This window comes from Algoriphagus limi (assembly GCF_024919275.1).
Lineage (GTDB): Bacteria > Bacteroidota > Bacteroidia > Cytophagales > Cyclobacteriaceae > Algoriphagus > Algoriphagus limi.
In genome coordinates, this window is sequence record NZ_JANWGH010000001.1 from 153482 (window position 1) to 173260 (window position 19779).

Genomic DNA, 19779 nt, shown 5'->3' on the forward strand with positions numbered 1-19779 from the left:
AAAAATCAGGAAAAAGAAATTCCATTCTACCACCCTTGAAAGAGAGGCAGAATGGAAAGGGATTTTTGTTTACAGATCGTACTTTAAGGTCAGCAATCCGTATCTCGGTTGAACCAGGTAAGAGAAAGTACTAATGAGGTTTTCATTAAAGCTATCTCTACGAATAGATCGTGTGTCAAGCAGATTCCATACGGAAACTTTTATTTCCCAAGGGCTACTTTTTCCTCGATAAGTCAAAAAGGCATTTAAGAAGTCAAAATCGCTTTGAGTTCCTGCGGCCCGATTTAGGTAGGTGTTGTAAGTATAATCCGCATTCAACCTCAGCCCCTTGAAAATGTCCAAATCTATTTCAATTCGTGGGCTGTGTGTTGTAAATGTGTTTTCAAGATTTCCTGAATTATAGCGATTGGTAGTGAAGGAATAGGCAAAATCCACTTCCAAAACCTTAAAAAAGGTCGTCGTTAGCTTGGTGTCATAGGTTTGTGAAAATTGCTTATTCTGCGCCGGGAGATCATCCAGAAGCAAGTTGGTTGAAAAGGCATTCCAGTTTCCGCCAACTTCAAATTTAAATTTATTCAAGGCCTTATCAAGGCGAATATCCCCATTCAAAGTTTCATTAACAGGCTCAATATTTTGCAAAGAGAGGAGGCGATTGATCCCTGCAAAATCCGTAGAAGTCACGATTTCATCCCGCTTTCGTTGGTAATTCATGTTTCCAAAAACAGTCAGTCCAGAAAACATGTCGAAATGATTGTAACTCAAGTTGTGATTGGAAAAGAGTCCATTGTCCAAAGTTCGATTTCCCTGAAAAACCGCATTGTAATCCTGTAATACTAGTCCCTGAGCTAATTTTTGGATATCCATAAAATTGGCTTCTACCTGATAGCGATAGGTTAGCGAACGGTTAGATTTGATATTCCATTTGGCATAGAGTCCCGGCAAAGCCAGAATTTTCCGGTAAGAAAGTTCATTCTCAAATTGCTGATCCTGCCAGGTGTAGCGATGAGCAAAAATTGATGGACTGATGATGAATTTCTTCCACTTGGTTTTCCAAGTCATCCCTACATACAGGTCCTGAAAGCCAAATTCATTCTCATTGTCAAAGGCTTGGAATTCTTCATCGGAACCATCCTGATTCAATTCCCCTTCCAGTTTTTGCTTGAATTGCTGGTATCCTAAAGACCAATTCAAATGATTGGTGGGGTTGAGGATGTAGTAATAATTGAATGCTCCCTCCAAGGTTCCGGTTCGAAGTTCCTGGGACTGAATCAATCGATATTGCTCTGCATCCGGAATGATTGCCAAACCTAGTATCGGCTTCAGATTCGTAGTTAGATCAAAAATTGGATCAGTGAATTTTCGTTCCCAATTCAACTCTGTGGAGAAAACGTGTCTTTCGGAAGGGGCATGATACCATTCGAATTTTTGCTGAATGGCATAAGGGTTCCGAGAGTTGATAGATGCCAGATTTTGCTGGGTTTGACCAAAATTAGACTGAAGTAAATTGGTATTGCTGATGTCTGAAATTTTTCCAAAAGCACTGTATCGAATATAAGTTTCTTCCTTGGGCGTATAGGTCAGGGAGTATTTTCCCAAAGCTGATGCATTCTCAACTTCACTTGCAGAGGCAAGGGTTTCCTGGACATTTTCCCCAGAATTCAAATAGGTGCGGAAAGAGTTGCTGCCTAATTTATTTTTGGAAGCAGAGCCAATGAGGAAGCCTGCATGTCTCCATGTTCTGCTTGGAGTGTAATTGAAATTGAGTGCTCCCAAATGAGTGTTGAGTTGGGCTGCATTCGTTCGATTGGCTAGTGGGATACCAATATCATCCCCGTTTAGTTGAACACGTGAACCTGATCGGGAACTTAGTCCTGCCAACCCTCCATTGAATCGAAAATAATCCTGAAGTGTGAAAGTTTGTTCTCCCACATTATTGCTTCCTCCGATTAGATTTAAGTTGAGCTTTGGAGCATAATAAAATGCATTGGCATGTCCTAAATATCGTTCTTTTGGTCCGCCACCAGCCTCCAAATCGCCAAAAACCATATTCTTTTTCCCATCTTTCAATTCGATATTCAAGGCAAGGGTTTCATTATTATCCAGTCCTCGAATAGGGGAAACCTCATTGAAGTTTTTCAATACCTGAACGCGGTCTACGGCATTGGCAGGAAGGTTTTTAGTCGCCAATTTGGTGTCCCCATCAAAGAAGGTTTTTCCATCTACCAATACCTTGTCTACTTTTTTCCCTTGTACTTTTACCTCCCCGTTTTCATCCACTTGGAAGCCCGGGAGTTTTTCGAGCACATCTTCTAATTTCCGTTCATTCCCGGTGGTAAAAGCATCGGTTTTGTAGGTCAAGGTATCCCCTTTCATGGTAACTGGCAGCTCCGAAACCACTTCAACCATTCCCAATTCCGTATCTGCTTGTTCCAGTACAATCAAAAAAGGTGTTTCTGAATCCCATTCTGTCACGGACATTTCAAACTGTCTATACCCGACAAAGGAAACTCGTAAAAGATATTCAGAGCCAGGGTTCAGGGTGATTTTGAACTTTCCTTCATCATTTGAAATTCCGAACCCACCAATTTTCTGAGTGGATTGATTAATAGCAACAATGTTGGCATAGGGGATTGGGCGGTCAAGGGAATCCAAAACTCTTCCAGTTAAGGCCTTCCCTTGTCCCCATGCTGGAATGACAATCCCTGCGAAAAAAGAGAGCAAAAGCAATCGTTTCAAAAAAAGCATAGTTGGTTTAGTCTTGTAGATCTTTTTTTGATTTTGCTTAGTTACCTATTCGGATCGTGAATTGATTTCCATCACCTGGTTTCCCTTGGTAGCGATTCATCATTTGCTTCATTCCTTCCTCTTGGATGGCTCGGAATTCTTCCCGAGTTACTACTTTTCCTCGATCAGGTCGGACAATTGCTACTGGCTCGGCAGATGGATTTAATTCAATTCGCTCGCAGATAAGTACCCGGCCTCCATTGTTTAGTTCCAAGATCAATCCTGGCAAACCGAAGTAATTTTCTGGTCCATGTGGAACTGGGATTTCTGGCGTAAACCAAGCGGTAACTTCTAAAGTATCCTTCACCACTTCCATTTCGGTCATTCCGGTAGAAAAGCGTTGGGAATCCACAATTCGGGTGTACGTTGCTTTTTGAGCTGTATATTCCCCGATTTTCTTGGTTTCACCAGTTAATTCCCATTCAGCTGGTTCCAGCACATCCTTAATTAAAAAGTCTTTTCCCATCACATCCTGCTCCTGTTCAAAAGTTTGCTCTGCGATGTTTTTATAAAGGATTCGGTCTTGACTTCCCGTATTGATTACGATTTGCATCCCCCCTGAGGAAGCAGTAGCTGGACCACCACCTAGGCTTTCTACTTGCTTCCAGTTGGATTCAATGGGAGTAAATGAGAGCACATATTCCCGCTCCATTTGTTTTTTAAGTTGAGCTTGGATTTCCGCCATTTGATCCGGATTCATTTGACTTGAATCCATTTCGAATTTGAAAGAGGAGGAGGATTTGTAATAAGCTCTTCCGGTTAGGCCTTGAGAAAGGACTTGGCCAACACTCCCCATCATAAAGGCAATTAGAATAAGTAGTTTCGTCTTCATCGTGTTTCTGTTTTTTTAGCAAATCAATAAAGTTAGCACAAAACTATCCGTTAAGTACTGTTAACGAGTGTTAACCTCCGTTTTTTGGCTATTATATACTCTTAACTTTGAATTGTGAAAAAGCTGGAATTCAAGCGGATCGGAATTTTAATAGGGGTTACACTGCTAATTGCAGTGGCTGTTCAGGCCTGGCGTATTACCTCAGAATTTGAATTGATCCAGACTCAGCTACAAGGAGATATTCAGGAGTGCCTGGATAATGCGGTTGAGAATTATTATGCCGAGTTGGCAAAAACGGACGTAATTACCCTGACCGATTTCAAATCTATCAATACAGAAACAAATGACTCTGCTAAAACCCGTACAAGTGTCACTAAAGTAAAGATAAACAGCCCCGATAGTGTAGGGAACTTTTTTGATAGGGTTGGGAATAGCATCCGTTTATTTAAGGCAATTGAAAATGCCGAAAGTGGAGGTTTGGATTCTTTGTTTTGGAATGGGGAAGTTCAGGATTCTACCTCAAGCTTTGTCCTTTTAGATACTGCTCGGAAAATCGCACTCGATCAGGAAAATGATTTGCAAATCTTCATGGGAAAAACCAACGCCGATAGCATCAATAGGCTGGAGTTTTTGACCAGTAAGATTATTATTTCTATTACGAGAGATAGTTTGGACTTTGATAAAATCAATGCTTTTCTATTCGAGGAATTGGATAGAAGAGGGATTGATATAAATTATCGCTTGGTTCATTTGACAGGAGAGGAAGAGTCAGATAGTCTTCTACTTGCCGATACTCCCAAAATGCCTTTCAAAACGGTGTCAAGGTCAACTTTTTTACCAGTTGGACAGCGTTTGGAAATGTATTTTGAAAATACAGCCCTTACAGTTTTAAAACGAGGAGCGATTGAGATTTTGACGGCTTTGGTCTTTTTGGGGATAATCGCCTATGCATTTTCTTATCTCTATCAAACCATCAAAAACCAAAAGGAAATTGCTGAAATCAAGCAAGATTTGATTTCGAATATTACCCACGAATTCAAAACACCAATAGCAACAACCTTATCTGCAATTGAAGGAGTGGAGCATTTCAATCCTGAAAATGACCCTTCCAAGACTAAGCGGTATTTGGGGATTTCGAAAACCCAGATGCATAAACTGAATCAAATGGTGGAAAAGCTTTTGGAGACAGCCACTCTTGATACAGATCAGTTAGTTTTGAAAAAAGAACCTATTGAGCCTGAGCCTATCCTGAGGCAGTTGGTCCAGAAGTTTCAAACGCTGGCTCCGGAAAAGCATTTAGATTTAATTCTGCCGGCTCATCCCAAACCGATAACAGTTGACCCCTTTCATTTTGAAAATGTCATTTCTAATCTTCTTGATAATGCGGTGAAGTATGGGGGAAATGAGATCAAAATTTGTCTTGATCAAAATGGACATAACAAAATCCGAATTCAGGATAATGGAGGAAATATAAGCCCAGAACAAAAGGAGCGTGTTTTTGAGCAATTTTACCGTATCCCGAAAGGCGATTTGCACGATGTGAAGGGCTTTGGGATAGGATTGTATTATGTCCGAAAGATCGTAGAAAAGCATAATGGTAAAATCCAGCTGGACACGAGTAAGAATTTGACCACTTTTATCACCTATTGGCCATGAGCAAAATCAACGTATTGCTGGCGGAAGATGAGCTGGCTTTGGGAATGATTATTCAGGAAAGTTTGGAAAGCAGAGACTTCAAAGTCAAGCTTTGCGAAAATGGAGAAATAGCTTGGGAAAGTTATCAGAAAAACAAACCTGATATTCTGGTTTTGGATGTGATGATGCCAAAAAAAGATGGTTTTTCCTTGGCAACCGAAATCCGAAAAATTGATCCCTACACCCCAATTATTTTCCTTACTTCCAAGAGCCAGACAGAAGATGTAGTCAAGGGTTTTGGAATTGGTGCAAATGATTATGTGCGAAAACCCTTTAGTATGGAGGAATTGATTGTCCGGATCAAAGCCCATTTGGATAAACTTCGGACCCGTCAGAATCAAAGCGATTGGATTGGACTTGGCAAGTTCGAGTTTCATCCGACGAAGCAGGTACTAAAATTGGGTGATTCAGAGACACCACTTACCGCACGGGAAAGTCAATTGTTGCAGATGCTGCTGGAGCATGCCAATGAGATCACCGATCGAACTTTGATCTTAAATCAAATTTGGGGATCGGATGATTTTTTCAATGCCCGAAGTATGGATGTTTTTATTACCAAACTTCGAAAAAAGCTTCAAGCCGATCCGGAAATACAGATTTTAAATGTTCGTGGATATGGTTTTAAGCTAATTTGCTGAAAAGCCATTCATTAAGAATTAGGAAAGGATTTTACCTTCTATTGAATATTTTTTGTTCCCTATCTGAAAAGTTAGAGCTTAGTCCTTGAATTGATTAAGCTAATATTTCAAGGATGATTCAGATTACCCATAAGAGTACCACACTTCGAAAAGCCATTGCTCAGGCAATTGTGAAAGTGAGTTTACCTGAAACCATTCAGGCTATAAAAGATAAAACAGTTCCCAAGGGAGATGTCCTTGAATGCGCACGAGTTGCCGGACTTTTTGCTGCCAAGCGAACTGCTGATATGATTCCCGATTGTCATCCACTTCCTGTTGAATTTACAGGGGTTACTTATGAGATCAGCGAGATGGAGATTCGGGTCTTGGTGGAGATTCATACGGTTTACAAGACGGGAGTGGAGGTTGAAGCCATGCATGCCGCCTCGGTTGTCGCCTTGACCATGTATGATATGCTTAAGCCAATTGATAAGGGAATTAGCATTGAACAAATAAAGCTTGTACAGAAAAAGGGAGGTAAATCCGATTTCAAAAAGTTGTCGGATAAGCATTTGACAGCTGCTGTAATTGTTTGTTCTGACTCCATTTCTGCGGGAGAAAATGAAGACGAGGCAGGGAGAATGATCGCTGAAAAACTTAGAAATTTTGGAGTAGAAGTGGATGATTTGGAAGTGATTCCCGATGAAAAAATTCAGATTGAAGAGAAAGCGCTCTTAGCAGTGGATGAGGGAATTGATTTGGTGATTTTTACAGGTGGAACTGGCTTGTCGCCAAGAGATGTGACTCCAGAGGCTTTATCAAATATTATTGAGCAGCGGGTGCCGGGAATTGAGGAAGCTATGCGCAATTACGGGCAGCAGCGAACTCCTTTGGCTATGCTTTCCCGATCTATCGCGGGAATGATCAAAAACACCTTGGTCTTAGGTGTCCCAGGTTCAACCAAAGGAGCAACCGAGTCTCTAGACGCCATATTTCCAGCAGTACTGCATATTTTCAAAGCGAGAGAGGGCTCGAGGCATGACTAACGCATAAGGTTCGTTTTTTTAAGGTCTGCTAAAATAGCAGACCTTTTTCATTCCCCTGATTTATATCACCTTTTGGGGTTGCAAAAATCGCCTTTGGAAAAGGGCAAAAGCTTGAATTTTGTAGCTCGGGTGAGGATAGTTACCAACTTTTTCCTTTAGGCCTTTTAATTTCATTACGATTCAACCAAAAACTAAAGACTATGAGTTATTTCCAGGCTATTACTGTCAAATCAGCATCCTTGCAGCAACTTCGGGAAAAGGTAGAAGGTGCTCTAAAAACAGAAGGTTTTGGGGTTTTGACAGAAATTGATGTTCAGGCAACTATGAAAAAGAAGTTGGATAAGGACTATAATCCTTATTTGATTTTGGGTGCTTGCAATCCAGTTTTTGCAGATAAAGTCTTGACTGCTGAACCGCATATCGGTGTGTTGCTTCCGTGCAATGTGACTATTCGTCAGTTGGAAGGTGATTCTTTTGAAGTAGCCATCATGAATCCCGCTGCTGCGATGGCAGCTGTTCAAAACCCAGCCATCGAACCACTTGCTGGAGAGGTAGGGGATAAATTACAACGAGTACTTGATTTGATTGGAGCTTAAAGTTAAATCAAATGGAAACTGATTTGGATTCACTTCGATTAGAGCTATCTACCTTGGAAAAGGAAATGGTTGCCGAGGTGGAGAGAAGGAGGAAGTGTTCGGATAATATTCATCCCAGACAATTCAATTCCTGGAAAAATCTGATCCATTATCTCACTCTTCGTCAAGGAGATCGTCGAGATCTTCAACTTCGGCTTCACAATGCGGGTCTTTCTGCACTTTCCAATTCCGAAAGCCATATTCGCCATCAGGTTCAGGCAGTGCAAAAACGGTTGGGAGTTTCTTTGGAGGAAAAGGATTTTGCTACTTGTAACTATCAGGTTTCCAGAGAGATTTTATCAGAAAATGTTTCTCATCTTTTTGCTTCCCGAGTTCCTCATCATCCAGCGATCATGGTTACATTGGATAGTACCGTGGTCAATTCAGTCGAGTTTGTTTCAGATTTATTAAATGCAGGAATGACTGTGGCTAGAATAAATTTGGCTCACGAAACCGAAAAGGAATGGACTCATATTTTGGATTTAATTAGAAAAGCCCAATCCAACACTAAAAAGGCTTGTAGAATTTACATGGACTTGGCTGGTCCAAAAATCAGGACCAAATTCATCGGAAAGCAGAAAAAACTGGATCAAGTTCCTATTGAAGAAGGTCAGTTAATTTACCTCGGGGCTAGTTATGAAGGCTTGGATGAGAAAAAAGACTTGGTAGTCAGTCCAACTGAAATTGAAATCTTGAGATTTTTGAAAATTGGTGAACGGGTATTTATCGATGATGGGAAAATCCAGGGGATTATTGAAAAGAAAATTGGAAATGAACTGATTGGAGTTCGAATTTTAAAAATCATCAAAAAGAAGCCGAATCTTAAGCCTGAAAAAGGGATCAATTTTCCTGATTCAAAAATCAAGATTAACCCGCTTACCGATTACGATTTAGAGGTTTTACCATTTGCGGTAAAGCATGCGGATTTGATTGGGTATTCTTTTGTTAATCGATCAAGAGACCTTGCCAATTTGATGGGTGAGATGAAAAAAATTAATGAAAAAATCCCATCTGTGATTTTGAAAATCGAAACATCATTGGCTGTTCGTAATCTTCCCGCCATGCTATTGGAAGGAATGAAAAGCCCATTTTTTGGAGTGATGATCGCAAGGGGGGATTTGGCGGTGGAAGTTGGATTTGAACGAATGAGTGAAGTTCAAGATGAGATTCTCTGGATTTGCGAAGCAGGACATGTGCCGGTTATTTGGGCAACTCAAGTGATGGAAACGCTTCATAAATCAGGGTTGGCAACCCGTGCTGAAATCACCGATGCTTCACAGGCTACCATGGCGGAATGCATTATGATCAATAAAGGGCCTCATACGCTTGAGGTTTTGGATTCTCTACAAAATATCATACAGCGAATGGGTACCCATCGGGACAAAAAGCGCTACACGTTCAGGGAGTTGAAAATCGCATCTCGTTTCCTTTCTAGGTATTAGGATCTATAAAGGGCCAAAGCTGGAAATAGATGTTTCCTAGAATTTCAGCTATTTTTAAGCATGAAATTGAAAAAATTAGACTCTACAATAAGGTCGGTATACTACCTGTTAAATTACGCTTTCATTCTAGTTTTTATCGGGTTTGCCTGCCAAGCACCTCAAAAGGAAGTTTCTGAAATTACCCCAACTCCAAAAAAGGTTTCAATTGCAGAAATAGAAGAAGGAATTAATGCTTACATAGCAGAAAAAACCAAGGAAAATGACGGGGTCTTTCCTGTGAAGGATGAGGAACATGACCTCAAAATGAAATTGGTTCGTGTCCATACGGAATACTTATCAAACTTAGGTCCCGAGCGTCATTTTGCATGTGTGGATTTGGTAGATGAAAGTGGAGATGTGTATGATGTGGATTTTTTCATGGAAGGCAAACCGGGTGACATGACCGTCACTCAAACGACGGTTCATAAATTAAATGGGAAACCTTTTTATTCATGGAAGCAAAATAAGGAGGATAAGACCTGGTACCGGATCCCTTTGGAGCAATCTTCCAATCAGCTTTTGGGGATTGTAGAAGGAGCAGATTCCTTTGAGTTTTATTACCGCTCCCAAGTTCCTGACCTTTCGGGTGATGCAAAAATGTGGATTCCCGTTGCTGTTTCCGATCATTACCAAACTGTGCAGGTATTGGATATGAAATTGGCCGGAATAACTCAAGAGATTGAGGATGCTAAGTTTGGTAATCGTTTCATATATATGGAATTGGGACCTGAGGATAGCGGTAAAGAAATTCTTGTCACTTATTCAGTGGAAAGAAGAGAAAAAGGTCCCTATGAAGCTCCCGAACCAGACGATGAATTATATCTAGTATCGAATCGGCTGATGCCAATAGGAGGAAGATTTGAAGAAATCGCAAAGGAAGTTTTAGGGCCGAAAATCAATGATTCCCATTTAATCCAAGCGAGAGCTTTGTACGATTACATCATCGATAACATGCGCTATATGAAGTTTGGGGATTATGGAAATGGAGACTCCAATTATGCCTGTGATTCCAAAACTGGAAATTGTTCTGAGTTTCATTCCTTTTTTATATCCTTAGCGCGTTCGGTGGGGATTCCTGCAAGATTTGCGATAGGAGCGTCTATCCCTTCTGATAGAGATGAAGGAGGAATAGATGGGTATCATTGCTGGGCGGAATTCTATGCAGAAGGAAAGTGGTGGCCTGTGGATATTTCTGAGGCAAATAAATATACAGCTTTGGCAACGTATTATTTTGGAAGGCACCCTGCCAACCGAATTGAGTTGAGTAGGGGAAGAGATTTGGAAGTCAATCCGGGTCCCGAGTCAGGGCCAATAAATTTCATAGCCTTTCCTTATTTGGAAATAGATGGGAAAGAAGTGAAAGCTAATTCCAGTTTTTCTTTTTTAAGGAAAGGAAAGAGTTAAAAAAAAGAGGCTATTTCAAATAGCCTCTTTTTTTATTAAGAGTTTGTAGTGTCAGCAGGATGTTCACTGTCTGAAGGATGCTCAGACGGATGTTCGGAGCTATCAGAAGGATGTTCTGATGGATGTTCACTGCTTTGTTCGGTTTCTGTTTCGTTAGCTTCTTCTTTCTTACCGCCACATGAAGTAAAAGTGACAGCACTTAAGAAACTGAAGGCCAGAATTAGGGATAGAAATGATTTTGCTTTTTTCATAATGAGGAGGTTTTAAGGTGATAGACCAAAGTTAAGCTGATTTGTTTTAAATATCCAACTCAAGGAATTTGGGTATCAGCGTAGCAGGTTTTTAATTATTTCCCGTTTGACGATGACAATCAGAAACCATGATATCCAAGCGGAAAAAACACCAACCAAAGCTCCAACCAATAAATCAAGGGGATAATGTACCCCAAGGTATATTCGGGTGTAACTCACAAAAAAAGCATACAGATAAAGCCAGCCAAAACCTTTGAGTTTTCCTTTCATTTTGAAATTCAAAAAAGTGGTCATTCCAAAAGTATTGGCTGCATGGGAAGAAGCAAAGCCATAAAGCCCGCCACAGCGCCCGTAATTATGAATCAAGCCATCCCATCGAGGATCATGGCAGGGCCGAAGTCGCTCAAAATAGGGTTTCATAAAAGTGGAAGTAGCCTGATCTGCAAGTAGGATTGTCAAGGCGACTCCGCCGAAAACCCACCAGCTGTTTTTGGGATCGTACTTGTATATTTTATAGATCAAAAACGCAAAAAGTGGTACCCATGTGATCGTTTTAGTGGATTGATCGACGATTGGATCAAACCATTCCCAATGATGGGAATTTAGAAAAATAAACAGCTGCTCATCCAGGTGAACAAGTAAATCGATCATGATGGAAAGTTTAGCCAGTCAATATTCTTTTTCAAATGCGCGAGAGTAAACTCCTCCTGACTTCCCTCTTTTGCTTCATACATATAGGTCCACTCTGCCTGTGGAGGCATACTCATGAGTATGCTTTCTGTACGGCCATTAGTATCCAAGCCGAATTTGGTGCCTGCGTCCCAAACCAAATTAAACTCTACATATCTTCCTCTTCGTAGATTTTGCCATGCCTTTTCATTGGGTCCGAATGGGATTTTGGAGTTTTTGGTCATGAAATGTCCATAGACTTCAGGGAAGAGTCTTCCTATCCCCAGGCTGAATTCTAGAATATTTTCGAAATGATCATCATTTTTCCCGGAAAGCCTGTCATAAAATATTCCTCCCACGCCCCTAGTTTCGTCCCGGTGTTTCAGGAAGAAATAGTTATCTGCCCATGTTTTGAATTTAGGATAGTATTCAGAATCAAATTGATCACAGGTTTCTTTTACACGCTGATGAAAATAGCGGGCATCTTCCGGGACTATGTAATGTGGGGTTAGGTCAATCCCTCCACCAAACCAATGAACTCCATTCTCCATTTCAAAATAACGGATATTCATGTGGATAATGGGAACCATAGGGCTATGCGGATGCAAAACGATTGACACGCCTGTTGCAAAGAAATTTGCCTTTTCCAAGCCAAGTTTATTCAGGATTTTTTCTGGGGTCGGACCATGAACAGCTGAAAATGCCACACCACCTTTTTCGATAATTCCTCCATTTTCAAAAATCCGGGTTCTTCCTCCGCCGCCTTCTGTTCTTTCCCATTTGTCTTCCCGAAATTTTCCCTTTCCGTCATATTTTTCCAGTTCGGAACAGATATAATCCTGCATTCCCTGGTAAATTTCTGCTATCTCCGATTTACTTTTTCGTGACATGTTGATTTAGAATGGATATCCAATACCAAAGTTCAGTACGGTTTGTCCTTTGATACCAAATGGTCTATTGAATGAAATATTATCCAGCACCCATCGCTCTCCTTCAGGCTCTGAAGGGTCTATCGCTTTGGTGGCAAGGTCTAGACGAATGACAAGGAAATCGAAGTCCATTCGGAGTCCAATGCCTGTTCCGACTGCCAATTCCTTATAAAAACGATCGAATCTAAAATCTGCACCAGGCCGGGTTTGATCGACCCCAACCACCCAGGAGTTACCAATGTCTATGAACAATGCCATATCAAAATATCCGTAGAGATTTCTTCGGTATTCCAACATGGACTCAATAATCATTTCAGAGGGTTGCTCAAATGGATAGTCGTATTTTCCTCCTTCACCTTGGGTGGGTTGATAACTTCCCGGCCCTAATCGTCTCGCCTGCCACGCTCGAATGCTAGTACCACCACCTGCGAAGAAGTATTTTTCATAAGGTAAAATCCCGCTACTGACTCCATAGGGTTGAGCAATTCCAAAATTTAATCGATAGGCGAAAGTTTGCTTTCTGTCTATTGGGTAATATCTACGAAAATCTGCCTGGAATTTCAGCCATTGGAAATTAGCAATCTCGGTATTCTCATTATTGCTCTGGGTGTTGGTGAAATTAAGTAAAGTACCACCACTTTCTGCGAAAAGTCGCAAAAGAGAAGAAGGTCTGCTCTGAAAATCACCATAGCGGTTGAAGTTGATAATGGCCTGCCCGGAAACACTACTCACATAGGAAGGAAGAAAGGACCAAATCAAATTATTCCCCTGATTGGCAAGATCCAGAAGTATTTCTCCAAACTCAGGAGTAATACGGGGCGTCCTAATGTAGTTTATATCGGCAAGATTAATGGTGAACTGCTGTCTATTGCTCAAGGTGGACCAGGTATAAGATAGTAATCCATTGACACCTTGACGGGTATATTCCGGTCGATTGGTGTAATTATATCCGATTTGGGTTCTCGTGTTTGGATTATATCTTCCAAACTTTTCCAAAGCCCTTCGGCCACCAAAAGGAATCAAGAATCTAGGATAAATTACTGACCCAGAAACCCCTAATTCACGGCTTTGATAAACCCCTTGGTTGGTAGCAGAAGCTACACCTTCCAAGCCAGCTCTGAAATTAAACTCCAGGATTTCACCTCCTCTAAAGAAATTTCTATTTCTCAAAGAGGTACTAAAGAATGGTCCCGGAAGTTGCTCTGTGATGCTTAGACCCACTTGATTGGTCAATTGATATTTTTGAGCAGGTTGAGTGAAAATATTGGCAGTCAGTGAGGTGCCGAGCGTATCAAAGGTGATGTTTACAAATCGAAATAAGTCCAAGTTGCTCAGTTGCTTTTGGCTCTCGATGACAATATTTCTATTGTAAGTTTCTCCCTTATGAAAGAGAACTCTGGATGCGAGGATTTTTTCTGAATATCGATCTCTATAAAAATTGAAATCAATCCCGTTTAATTCCCGGCTGACTTGTCGATCTGCAAATTCATCGGATGGAGGATTGACTCGGAAATTGATTTTATCAACGGTATAAACTCGATGCTTTTCAGCAAAAGTAGGTTTTTGGAAGCGTTGCTCGATTTGAACTTTTTTGTTTATTGAGTCGGTGTAAACATAGTATTCCAAGTAGGTCTTGGAGAACATGTAAAAACCATTGTTTTTGAGTAATTCCTCTACTCGATCTCGCTCTGAGATGATGTCATTTTGAGCGTAAGTTTTCCCATTAGTCAAGAAACTTTTTGCACTGACTCGGGTGAGCAGATTCCGAATAGCTTCATTGTCCGTACGAGAATAGACAGAGTCAACTTTATAGGGTGTTTTTTCAGTAACTCGGTAGGTTACAAATGCTTTTTTGCCCTTGGTTTTTACTTCATAATCTATGCTGGAATCGAAAAAACCGTTATTCTGAAGGTAACCGGACATATTTTTTAGACTTCGGTCAATCAATGAAGAATCCAGAAGGGCAACAGGATTTCCGGTTCGCATGAGTCCATTTCCAAATTCCGCTTTGTGATCCAATCCTTCGATTCGGGATTCTAGTTTGTCGGACTTTTTTAAAAGTTTTCGGTCATCCCCTATGGAGTCTAATTGAACTTTGATTGCCTCTAGTTCCTGCTCTTTTTCAGCTCTCTTTCTGGCCACCCGAGCACTGTCAAAAAAGCTTTTTCCAACTCGGTAAATACTTACTCCAGGAGAAACATTGAGTAACGGAATTCTAAAATTGGTCTCAGGTTGAATCAGACCTGCTAAGGCTTCCTCATCCGCTTGTTCTACTCCTTCTAGATTATTTTCAAAAAGCGCATATTCTCCCTCCTTCAAATTTTTGGTCAGCGAGCAAGCCTGAATAAATCCAAGCAGCGAAAGAAAAAGTATATATTTGGTGAACCTCAAGACGGATAAATCGAACGGAATGCTTAGCAAAAATACAGTTAAGTTTATAAAATCCTTACATCAAAAGAAATACCGAAATGCTTCTCAACGATTCTTTGTGGAAGGTGAAAAAAGTGTATTAGAAGTATTGAATTCAAATTTTTTGACAGAAACCCTTTTTGCAACTTCCCAATTCCTTGATAAACATGAGCAATTTCTCTCCAAACTGGATTTGGAGGTTCAGGAGGTTGCCCAAAAACAACTCGAAAGTATGGGGTCTTATCAAAGTAATGATATGGCTTTGGCTTTGGTCAAAATGAAGGAAAATCTCCCTATTAAGCCGAAAAAGAATGAGTGGATAATTGCCTTAGATGATGTCCGAGACCCTGGGAATTTGGGTACTATCATTCGAATTGCGGATTGGTATGGGATTCGAAAATTGCTCTTTTCATCCCAAACAGCTGATTTTTACAATCCTAAAGTGATTCAGGCTAGCATGGGATCTTTTTGTAGAGTGGATTTCAGTTATGGAGATTTGCTATCATGGCTAGAAGAGTATGAGGGCCCGGTTTATGGAGCCTTTATGGAAGGAGAAAATGTACATGGTTTTCAAAAAATCCAGCCTGGAGTTTTGGTGATGGGAAATGAATCCAATGGAGTCTCAAAAATCATTGAAAATCTAGTGAGTCAGAAATTGGCCATTCCTTCATTTGGTAAGGCGGAGTCTCTAAATGTTGCGATTGCGACAGCCATTTTGTGTGATAATTTAAAAAGGATGGAAGATCGCAAATGAGCAAAGTTCAATCCCTTTTGAAGAAAATCGGTTTCAACAATTTCCTATTAGGATTGATGTTGGCGATTTTTCTAGCCTGGCTTTTTCCTGAAATAGGCAGCTCTCTTGGGCCGATCAAATGGAAGCCATTTATCAATATAGGGATCGCTCTCGTATTCTTTTTTTATGGAGTCAAACTGGATTCACAACAGCTTAAATCTGGTCTATCAAACTGGAGACTTCATCTAGTTATACAGGTTTTTACTTTTTTGATTTTTCCGATTTTCGTATTCTTTTTACTTCAATTTCTACCTTGGATAGAAGGTGATTTTAAACTAGGAATCAGTTATTTATCTGCTCTCCCTTCAACTGTTAGTGCATCGGTGGTAATGGTTAGTATTGCTGGGGGGAATATTCCTGCTGCAATATTTAATGCTAGTATTTCCAGTCTCTTGGGTGTTGTTATTACGCCGGCCTGGATGGGAGTTTTGGCTGAGGGAATGTGGCAGGGAGAAGTAGATTTTTTACCTACCTTTTTGGATTTGACGATCAAGGTGATTATTCCAGTTATTTTGGGGATTTTGCTTCATGGACTGATATTTCCTTTGATAAAATCCCACATTGCCAAGTTGAAATACTTGGATCAATCGGTGATTATGCTAATTGTCTTCACAGCCTTTTCTGATTCATTTTTTCAGAAAGTATTTACCCCGTATTCGCTTTGGACATTGGTTCAAATAGCATTGACTATGTTAGGGCTTTTTATTTTGATTTGGATAGCGATTTCATTGGTAAGTCGATTTTTTTCATTCTCTCTTGCAGATCGGATTACAGCCCTGTTTTGTGGTTCCAAAAAATCCCTAGTGCACGGAGTCGTTATAGGAAAGGTGATTTTTCCTGACCCTGCTTTATTGGGTCTGATTTTGTTGCCGGTGATGTTATACCATTTTCAGCAATTGATATTGGGGTCGATTTTAGCAGAGCGATTCAGTAAGAAAAACCCGAATTAATTTGTTTTAATCTTGTGTGGTTTAGAACTTTAAGAAAACCACCTTCTTAAAGAATACAATGAAAACCTTAAAATTCACCCTATTTGCCTCTCTCTTTCTGTTCTTCCTTCATCAGAATCCCTTGCTAGCACAAGAAAAGGTAGATGTTTTGATTTTAAATTCTGGGGAGACAAAAGAAGGTAAGGTTACAGGGATCACTGATATCCTTATTAAGTTCAGGTACTTGGGGGAGGATTTTGATTACGAAATCCAAAAATCAGATGTCGCTCAAATAAAGTTTGCAAGTGGAAGGGTTGAGAACTTTGGGAATGATCCATCTAAGTTGCCTACCGATGGAAGCCATGCAGGAAGCCATCCGGATCGACATAATAAAATCGCGGTTCTTCCTTTTGCTATTATCACAAATGATGCAGGCCTGACGGTTGACGAATTGCGGAATTTTACCCAAAATCAAGCTGCTAATACTGTCAGGAATGAGTACAATACTTTGACTCTTCAGGATCCTTTAACCACCAATGCAATTTTGGCTAAACAAGGAATAAATCAAGAAAACATGGACTCTTTTACTCCTGCTGAACTTGCAGAGCTTTTGGGTGTGGAGTTTGTGATTTTTGGGGCAGTGAAGGTGACAACAAAAGGATCCGTTTCCAGTACTTATGGTTCTTCTACTTATAGCCAAAAGTCAGGCAGCTCTTCTAAAAAGGGTAATATTTTCAGCAGTAGTTCTTCCACCACCACAATCGAATATGATACTATGGTTGATTTGAGGATGTTTAATGATCGGGGAGATAATCTATATTCTAATTCCAGACATTCTTTTGGAACGGGAACCGATGCATATAAAGGGAGTGTAGATTACATGCTGAGAAGAACGCCTTTTGGTTCTAAATATGGCAAAAAGTAAAAATAGGTTTAAATCTAAAAGAGCCTGCAAAAAGAATTTGCAGGCTCTTTTTTTATAGGTGATTTTCAGCAAGTTTATTCACCAGTTCCAAATATTGATTAGCAGCTTCTTCTTTGGAAAGGCCCTTAAAATTCAACCAGGCATTGTACTTTGCAGCGGCTTTAAAATCAAAACCTCCCGGTCTCTCTGTTTCATTATCTCCTTCAGTAGCTTGTTTATAGAGTCCGTATAGTTTTAGCAATTCTTCGTTACTTGGTCTGCTTGTGAATTTTTTGGTGAGGGCTACTGCTTCCTCCAAAGTACTTGCTTTCATTAATTCTTTGTAGTTGGGTTAATTTTTGAGTTTGCCAAAGATAGTGCATAAAAAAGACCAACCTTTTGGGTTGGTCTTTGATCTGAATCAAATAATAATTAGCGCTTATTCATAGAGACATAGTCACGTTCATTGGCTCCAACATATACCTGACGTGGACGACCAATAGGTTCGCCATTTTCACGCATTTCTTTCCACTGAGCGATCCATCCCGGAAGACGACCTAAGGCAAACATTACCGTAAACATATCAGTCGGAATACCCAATGCTCTGTAAATGATTCCAGAGTAGAAGTCTACGTTTGGATAAAGCTTTCTATCGATGAAGTATTGGTCATTCAAAGCAGCGTGCTCCAATTCTTTTGCGATGTCCAAAATCGGATCATTTACACCCAATTTGCCCAAAACGTCGTCAGCGGCTTTCTTGATGATTCTAGCTCTAGGATCAAAGTTCTTATAAACTCTATGACCAAATCCCATCAATCGGAAAGGATCATTTTTGTCTTTAGCCTTGTCCAAATATTTTTTAGCATCACCACCGTCAGCCTTGATTGCCTCTAGCATTTCGATTACAGATTGGTTCGCGCCACCATGAAGTGGTCCCCAAAGTGCATTGATACCGGCAGAAATGGATGCATAGATAGAAGCCTGAGATGAGCCTACAATTCTTACAGTGGAAGTAGAGCAGTTTTGCTCATGGTCTGCGTGAAGGATGAGAAGTTGGTCCAAAGCTTTAGCAACTACAGGATCCACGTCATACTTCTCTGCAGGAAGCGCAAACATCATTTTTAGGAAGTTGGAGCAATAATCCAAGGTATTGTCTGGATAATTTACTGGATGCCCCATTTCGTTTTTGTATGCCCAAGCCGCAAAAGTTGGCATTTTTGCAATCAAACGAATGATGCTCAAGTTGACTTCCTCTTCTGATCTGTTTGGATTCAAAGAATTAGGATAGAAAGCTGAAAGAGAGCAAATCAAAGAAGACAAAACTCCCATTGGGTGTGCATTGGAAGGAAAACCGTCTAAGATTTTTTTGATGTCTTCATGAACCAAAGTGTGATGGGTGATCTCCTTTGTGAAGTTTTCGTATTCAGCTTGAGAAGGAAGCTCCCCATAAATCAGAAGGTAGGCAACTTCCAAAAAGGTGGACTTTTCTGCCAAATCCTCGATTCGATAACCTCTGTACCGAAGGATCCCTTTTTCTCCATCTAGAAAGGTGATTGCACTGGTAGTAGATCCTGTGTTTTTGTATCCAGGATCAAGGGTGATTAGTCCAGTCGAAGCCCGAAGTTTAGCAATATCAATTGCGGGTTCGTTTTCTGTTCCGACTGTAACCGGAAATTCAAAATCCTGTCCATCATAGGACAGCTTAACAGATTCAGACATATAAATTTATTTTGGATTGCTAATAAGAAAAACTCAAATACTGCCCTTAAGTTAATAAAATCCCCTATTTTATTTAGGGATATTTACATTTCGTTTATGAATATTTGGTGAAGGGTGAAATGTGATTTTTTATAAAAAATAAAGTTTTTAAAACCACCATTTGTTTTGACGTAGGGATTGGAATTTTATCCTGCTTTTTTCAGTTTTTGCCAAATAAATAAAAAAAGCCCCGAAGGGCTAAATTTATTCGCAGAAATGCTCGAAAACCTCAACTAAATGATCTCCAATCATTTTTGCATTTCTTCCTTCAATGTGATGACGCTCGATAAAGTGCACCAATTCTCCATCCTTGAACAAGGCCATAGCAGGAGAGGAGGGAGGATAAGGAAGTACAATTTCACGAACTTTGTTCACAGCTTCTCGGTCATTTCCGGCAAAAGAAGTTGCTAAAGTGGTAGGCTTTTTAGAAGCATTTTCAAGTGCATATCTAACTCCCGGACGAGCTGCTCCTGCTGCACATCCACATACAGAGTTGATCACCACGAAGGTTGTTCCTTTATGGTCTGGTCCCAAATGAGAAGCCACTTGCTCAGCTGTTCGAAATTCTTCGAAGCCAAGATCAGTGAGTTCTGCTCTCATTGATGCAATTAGTTCTTCTGGATACATATCAGTTGATTATTTT

18 protein-coding genes are annotated in these 19779 nt (G+C 40.3%); 9 read left to right on the forward strand and 9 right to left on the reverse strand.

The genetic code is table 11. The features are described from left to right. Positions 1 to 69 precede the first annotated feature (69 nt). A complete protein-coding gene (locus NY014_RS00685; protein ID WP_259412604.1) occupies positions 70 to 2745 on the reverse strand; it encodes a carboxypeptidase-like regulatory domain-containing protein in 2676 nt (891 codons plus the stop codon). Between the two features lie 37 nt (positions 2746 to 2782). Then, positions 2783 to 3616: a GLPGLI family protein gene (locus NY014_RS00690; protein ID WP_259412605.1), complete on the reverse strand. Its 834-nt coding sequence runs from the start codon at positions 3614 to 3616 to the stop codon at positions 2783 to 2785. A gap of 114 nt (positions 3617 to 3730) precedes the next feature. On the opposite strand from NY014_RS00690, the gene NY014_RS00695 reads away from it, so the two are divergent. From NY014_RS00695 to NY014_RS00720, 6 genes are all read left to right on the forward strand, one after another. Further along, positions 3731 to 5272: a sensor histidine kinase gene (locus tag NY014_RS00695; RefSeq protein WP_259412606.1), complete on the forward strand. Its 1542-nt coding sequence runs from the start codon at positions 3731 to 3733 to the stop codon at positions 5270 to 5272. After that, complete coding sequence (locus tag NY014_RS00700) at positions 5269 to 5949, forward strand: response regulator transcription factor (protein ID WP_259412607.1); 681 nt, start codon at positions 5269 to 5271, stop codon at positions 5947 to 5949. Before NY014_RS00695 ends, NY014_RS00700 begins: the two co-directional genes overlap by 4 nt. Positions 5950 to 6062: 113 nt before the next feature. Then, positions 6063 to 6974, forward strand: coding sequence for a bifunctional molybdenum cofactor biosynthesis protein MoaC/MoaB (gene moaCB, locus NY014_RS00705; protein WP_259412608.1), 912 nt, complete (start codon positions 6063 to 6065; stop codon positions 6972 to 6974). 200 nt (positions 6975 to 7174) lie between these two features. Then, positions 7175 to 7570, forward strand: a complete 396-nt coding sequence (locus tag NY014_RS00710; protein ID WP_259412609.1) for a DUF302 domain-containing protein — start codon at positions 7175 to 7177, stop codon at positions 7568 to 7570. A gap of 11 nt (positions 7571 to 7581) precedes the next feature. Further along, complete coding sequence (locus NY014_RS00715) at positions 7582 to 9051, forward strand: pyruvate kinase (protein ID WP_259412610.1); 1470 nt, start codon at positions 7582 to 7584, stop codon at positions 9049 to 9051. 60 nt (positions 9052 to 9111) lie between these two features. Then, the gene (locus NY014_RS00720; RefSeq protein ID WP_259412611.1) at positions 9112 to 10494 is read left to right on the forward strand and encodes a transglutaminase-like domain-containing protein; all 1383 of its coding nucleotides are present in this window, start codon (positions 9112 to 9114) and stop codon (positions 10492 to 10494) included. A 35-nt stretch (positions 10495 to 10529) separates the two neighbouring features. Here the strand turns inward: NY014_RS00720 and NY014_RS00725 are convergent, their stop codons facing one another. The 4 genes from NY014_RS00725 to tamL all read right to left on the reverse strand — a co-directional run bounded on the left by NY014_RS00725 (position 10530) and on the right by tamL (position 14764). After that, positions 10530 to 10745 carry a hypothetical protein gene (locus NY014_RS00725; protein ID WP_259412612.1) on the reverse strand — a complete coding sequence of 72 codons (216 nt, stop codon included), beginning with the start codon at positions 10743 to 10745 and terminating at the stop codon, positions 10530 to 10532. Positions 10746 to 10820: 75 nt separating this feature from the next. Continuing rightward, positions 10821 to 11396 carry a phosphatase PAP2 family protein gene (locus NY014_RS00730; protein ID WP_259412613.1) on the reverse strand — a complete coding sequence of 192 codons (576 nt, stop codon included), beginning with the start codon at positions 11394 to 11396 and terminating at the stop codon, positions 10821 to 10823. Next, entirely contained in the window at positions 11393 to 12304 is a 912-nt protein-coding gene (gene hemF, locus NY014_RS00735; RefSeq protein ID WP_259412614.1) for an oxygen-dependent coproporphyrinogen oxidase, read from the reverse strand. Before hemF ends, NY014_RS00730 begins: the two co-directional genes overlap by 4 nt. A gap of 6 nt (positions 12305 to 12310) precedes the next feature. Beyond that, a complete protein-coding gene (gene tamL / locus NY014_RS00740; protein ID WP_494337108.1) occupies positions 12311 to 14764 on the reverse strand; it encodes a translocation and assembly module lipoprotein TamL in 2454 nt (817 codons plus the stop codon). Between tamL and NY014_RS00745 the strand changes: the two genes are divergently transcribed. From NY014_RS00745 to NY014_RS00755, 3 genes are read left to right on the forward strand one after another with little or no spacing between them, the layout of a single operon-like run. Continuing rightward, positions 14754 to 15506 (forward strand): TrmH family RNA methyltransferase, encoded by a 753-nt coding sequence (locus tag NY014_RS00745; RefSeq protein WP_259412616.1) that lies wholly within the window; start codon positions 14754 to 14756, stop codon positions 15504 to 15506. The two genes, tamL and NY014_RS00745, sit on opposite strands and share 11 nt — an antisense overlap. Continuing rightward, a complete protein-coding gene (locus NY014_RS00750; protein WP_259412617.1) occupies positions 15503 to 16495 on the forward strand; it encodes a bile acid:sodium symporter family protein in 993 nt (330 codons plus the stop codon). Before NY014_RS00745 ends, NY014_RS00750 begins: the two co-directional genes overlap by 4 nt. Before the next feature lie 58 nt (positions 16496 to 16553). Continuing rightward, positions 16554 to 17399: a hypothetical protein gene (locus NY014_RS00755; RefSeq protein ID WP_259412618.1), complete on the forward strand. Its 846-nt coding sequence runs from the start codon at positions 16554 to 16556 to the stop codon at positions 17397 to 17399. Positions 17400 to 17451: 52 nt separating this feature from the next. On the opposite strand, the gene NY014_RS00760 is transcribed toward NY014_RS00755, so the two are convergent. The 3 genes from NY014_RS00760 to NY014_RS00770 form a co-directional block, all read right to left on the reverse strand. Beyond that, positions 17452 to 17712 carry an acyl-CoA-binding protein gene (locus NY014_RS00760; RefSeq protein WP_259412619.1) on the reverse strand — a complete coding sequence of 87 codons (261 nt, stop codon included), beginning with the start codon at positions 17710 to 17712 and terminating at the stop codon, positions 17452 to 17454. Positions 17713 to 17810: 98 nt separating this feature from the next. Beyond that, entirely contained in the window at positions 17811 to 19097 is a 1287-nt protein-coding gene (locus NY014_RS00765; protein ID WP_259412620.1) for a citrate synthase, read from the reverse strand. Between the two features lie 243 nt (positions 19098 to 19340). Further along, positions 19341 to 19763 carry a BrxA/BrxB family bacilliredoxin gene (locus NY014_RS00770; protein ID WP_259412621.1) on the reverse strand — a complete coding sequence of 141 codons (423 nt, stop codon included), beginning with the start codon at positions 19761 to 19763 and terminating at the stop codon, positions 19341 to 19343. Positions 19764 to 19779: the final 16 nt, after the last annotated feature.

Coding starts and splice junctions, on each gene's coding strand:
- NY014_RS00685 (WP_259412604.1), bottom strand. CDS start 2,745: ATGCTTTTTTTGAAACGATTGCTTTTGCTCTCTTTTTTCGCAGGGATT.
- NY014_RS00690 (WP_259412605.1), bottom strand. CDS start 3,616: ATGAAGACGAAACTACTTATTCTAATTGCCTTTATGATGGGGAGTGTT.
- NY014_RS00700 (WP_259412607.1), top strand. CDS start 5,269: ATGAGCAAAATCAACGTATTGCTGGCGGAAGATGAGCTGGCTTTGGGA.
- moaCB (WP_259412608.1), top strand. CDS start 6,063: ATGATTCAGATTACCCATAAGAGTACCACACTTCGAAAAGCCATTGCT.
- NY014_RS00710 (WP_259412609.1), top strand. CDS start 7,175: ATGAGTTATTTCCAGGCTATTACTGTCAAATCAGCATCCTTGCAGCAA.
- NY014_RS00715 (WP_259412610.1), top strand. CDS start 7,582: ATGGAAACTGATTTGGATTCACTTCGATTAGAGCTATCTACCTTGGAA.
- NY014_RS00720 (WP_259412611.1), top strand. CDS start 9,112: ATGAAATTGAAAAAATTAGACTCTACAATAAGGTCGGTATACTACCTG.
- NY014_RS00725 (WP_259412612.1), bottom strand. CDS start 10,745: ATGAAAAAAGCAAAATCATTTCTATCCCTAATTCTGGCCTTCAGTTTC.
- NY014_RS00730 (WP_259412613.1), bottom strand. CDS start 11,396: ATGATCGATTTACTTGTTCACCTGGATGAGCAGCTGTTTATTTTTCTA.
- hemF (WP_259412614.1), bottom strand. CDS start 12,304: ATGTCACGAAAAAGTAAATCGGAGATAGCAGAAATTTACCAGGGAATG.
- NY014_RS00745 (WP_259412616.1), top strand. CDS start 14,754: ATGCTTAGCAAAAATACAGTTAAGTTTATAAAATCCTTACATCAAAAG.
- NY014_RS00750 (WP_259412617.1), top strand. CDS start 15,503: ATGAGCAAAGTTCAATCCCTTTTGAAGAAAATCGGTTTCAACAATTTC.
- NY014_RS00755 (WP_259412618.1), top strand. CDS start 16,554: ATGAAAACCTTAAAATTCACCCTATTTGCCTCTCTCTTTCTGTTCTTC.
- NY014_RS00760 (WP_259412619.1), bottom strand. CDS start 17,712: ATGAAAGCAAGTACTTTGGAGGAAGCAGTAGCCCTCACCAAAAAATTC.
- NY014_RS00765 (WP_259412620.1), bottom strand. CDS start 19,097: ATGTCTGAATCTGTTAAGCTGTCCTATGATGGACAGGATTTTGAATTT.
- NY014_RS00770 (WP_259412621.1), bottom strand. CDS start 19,763: ATGTATCCAGAAGAACTAATTGCATCAATGAGAGCAGAACTCACTGAT.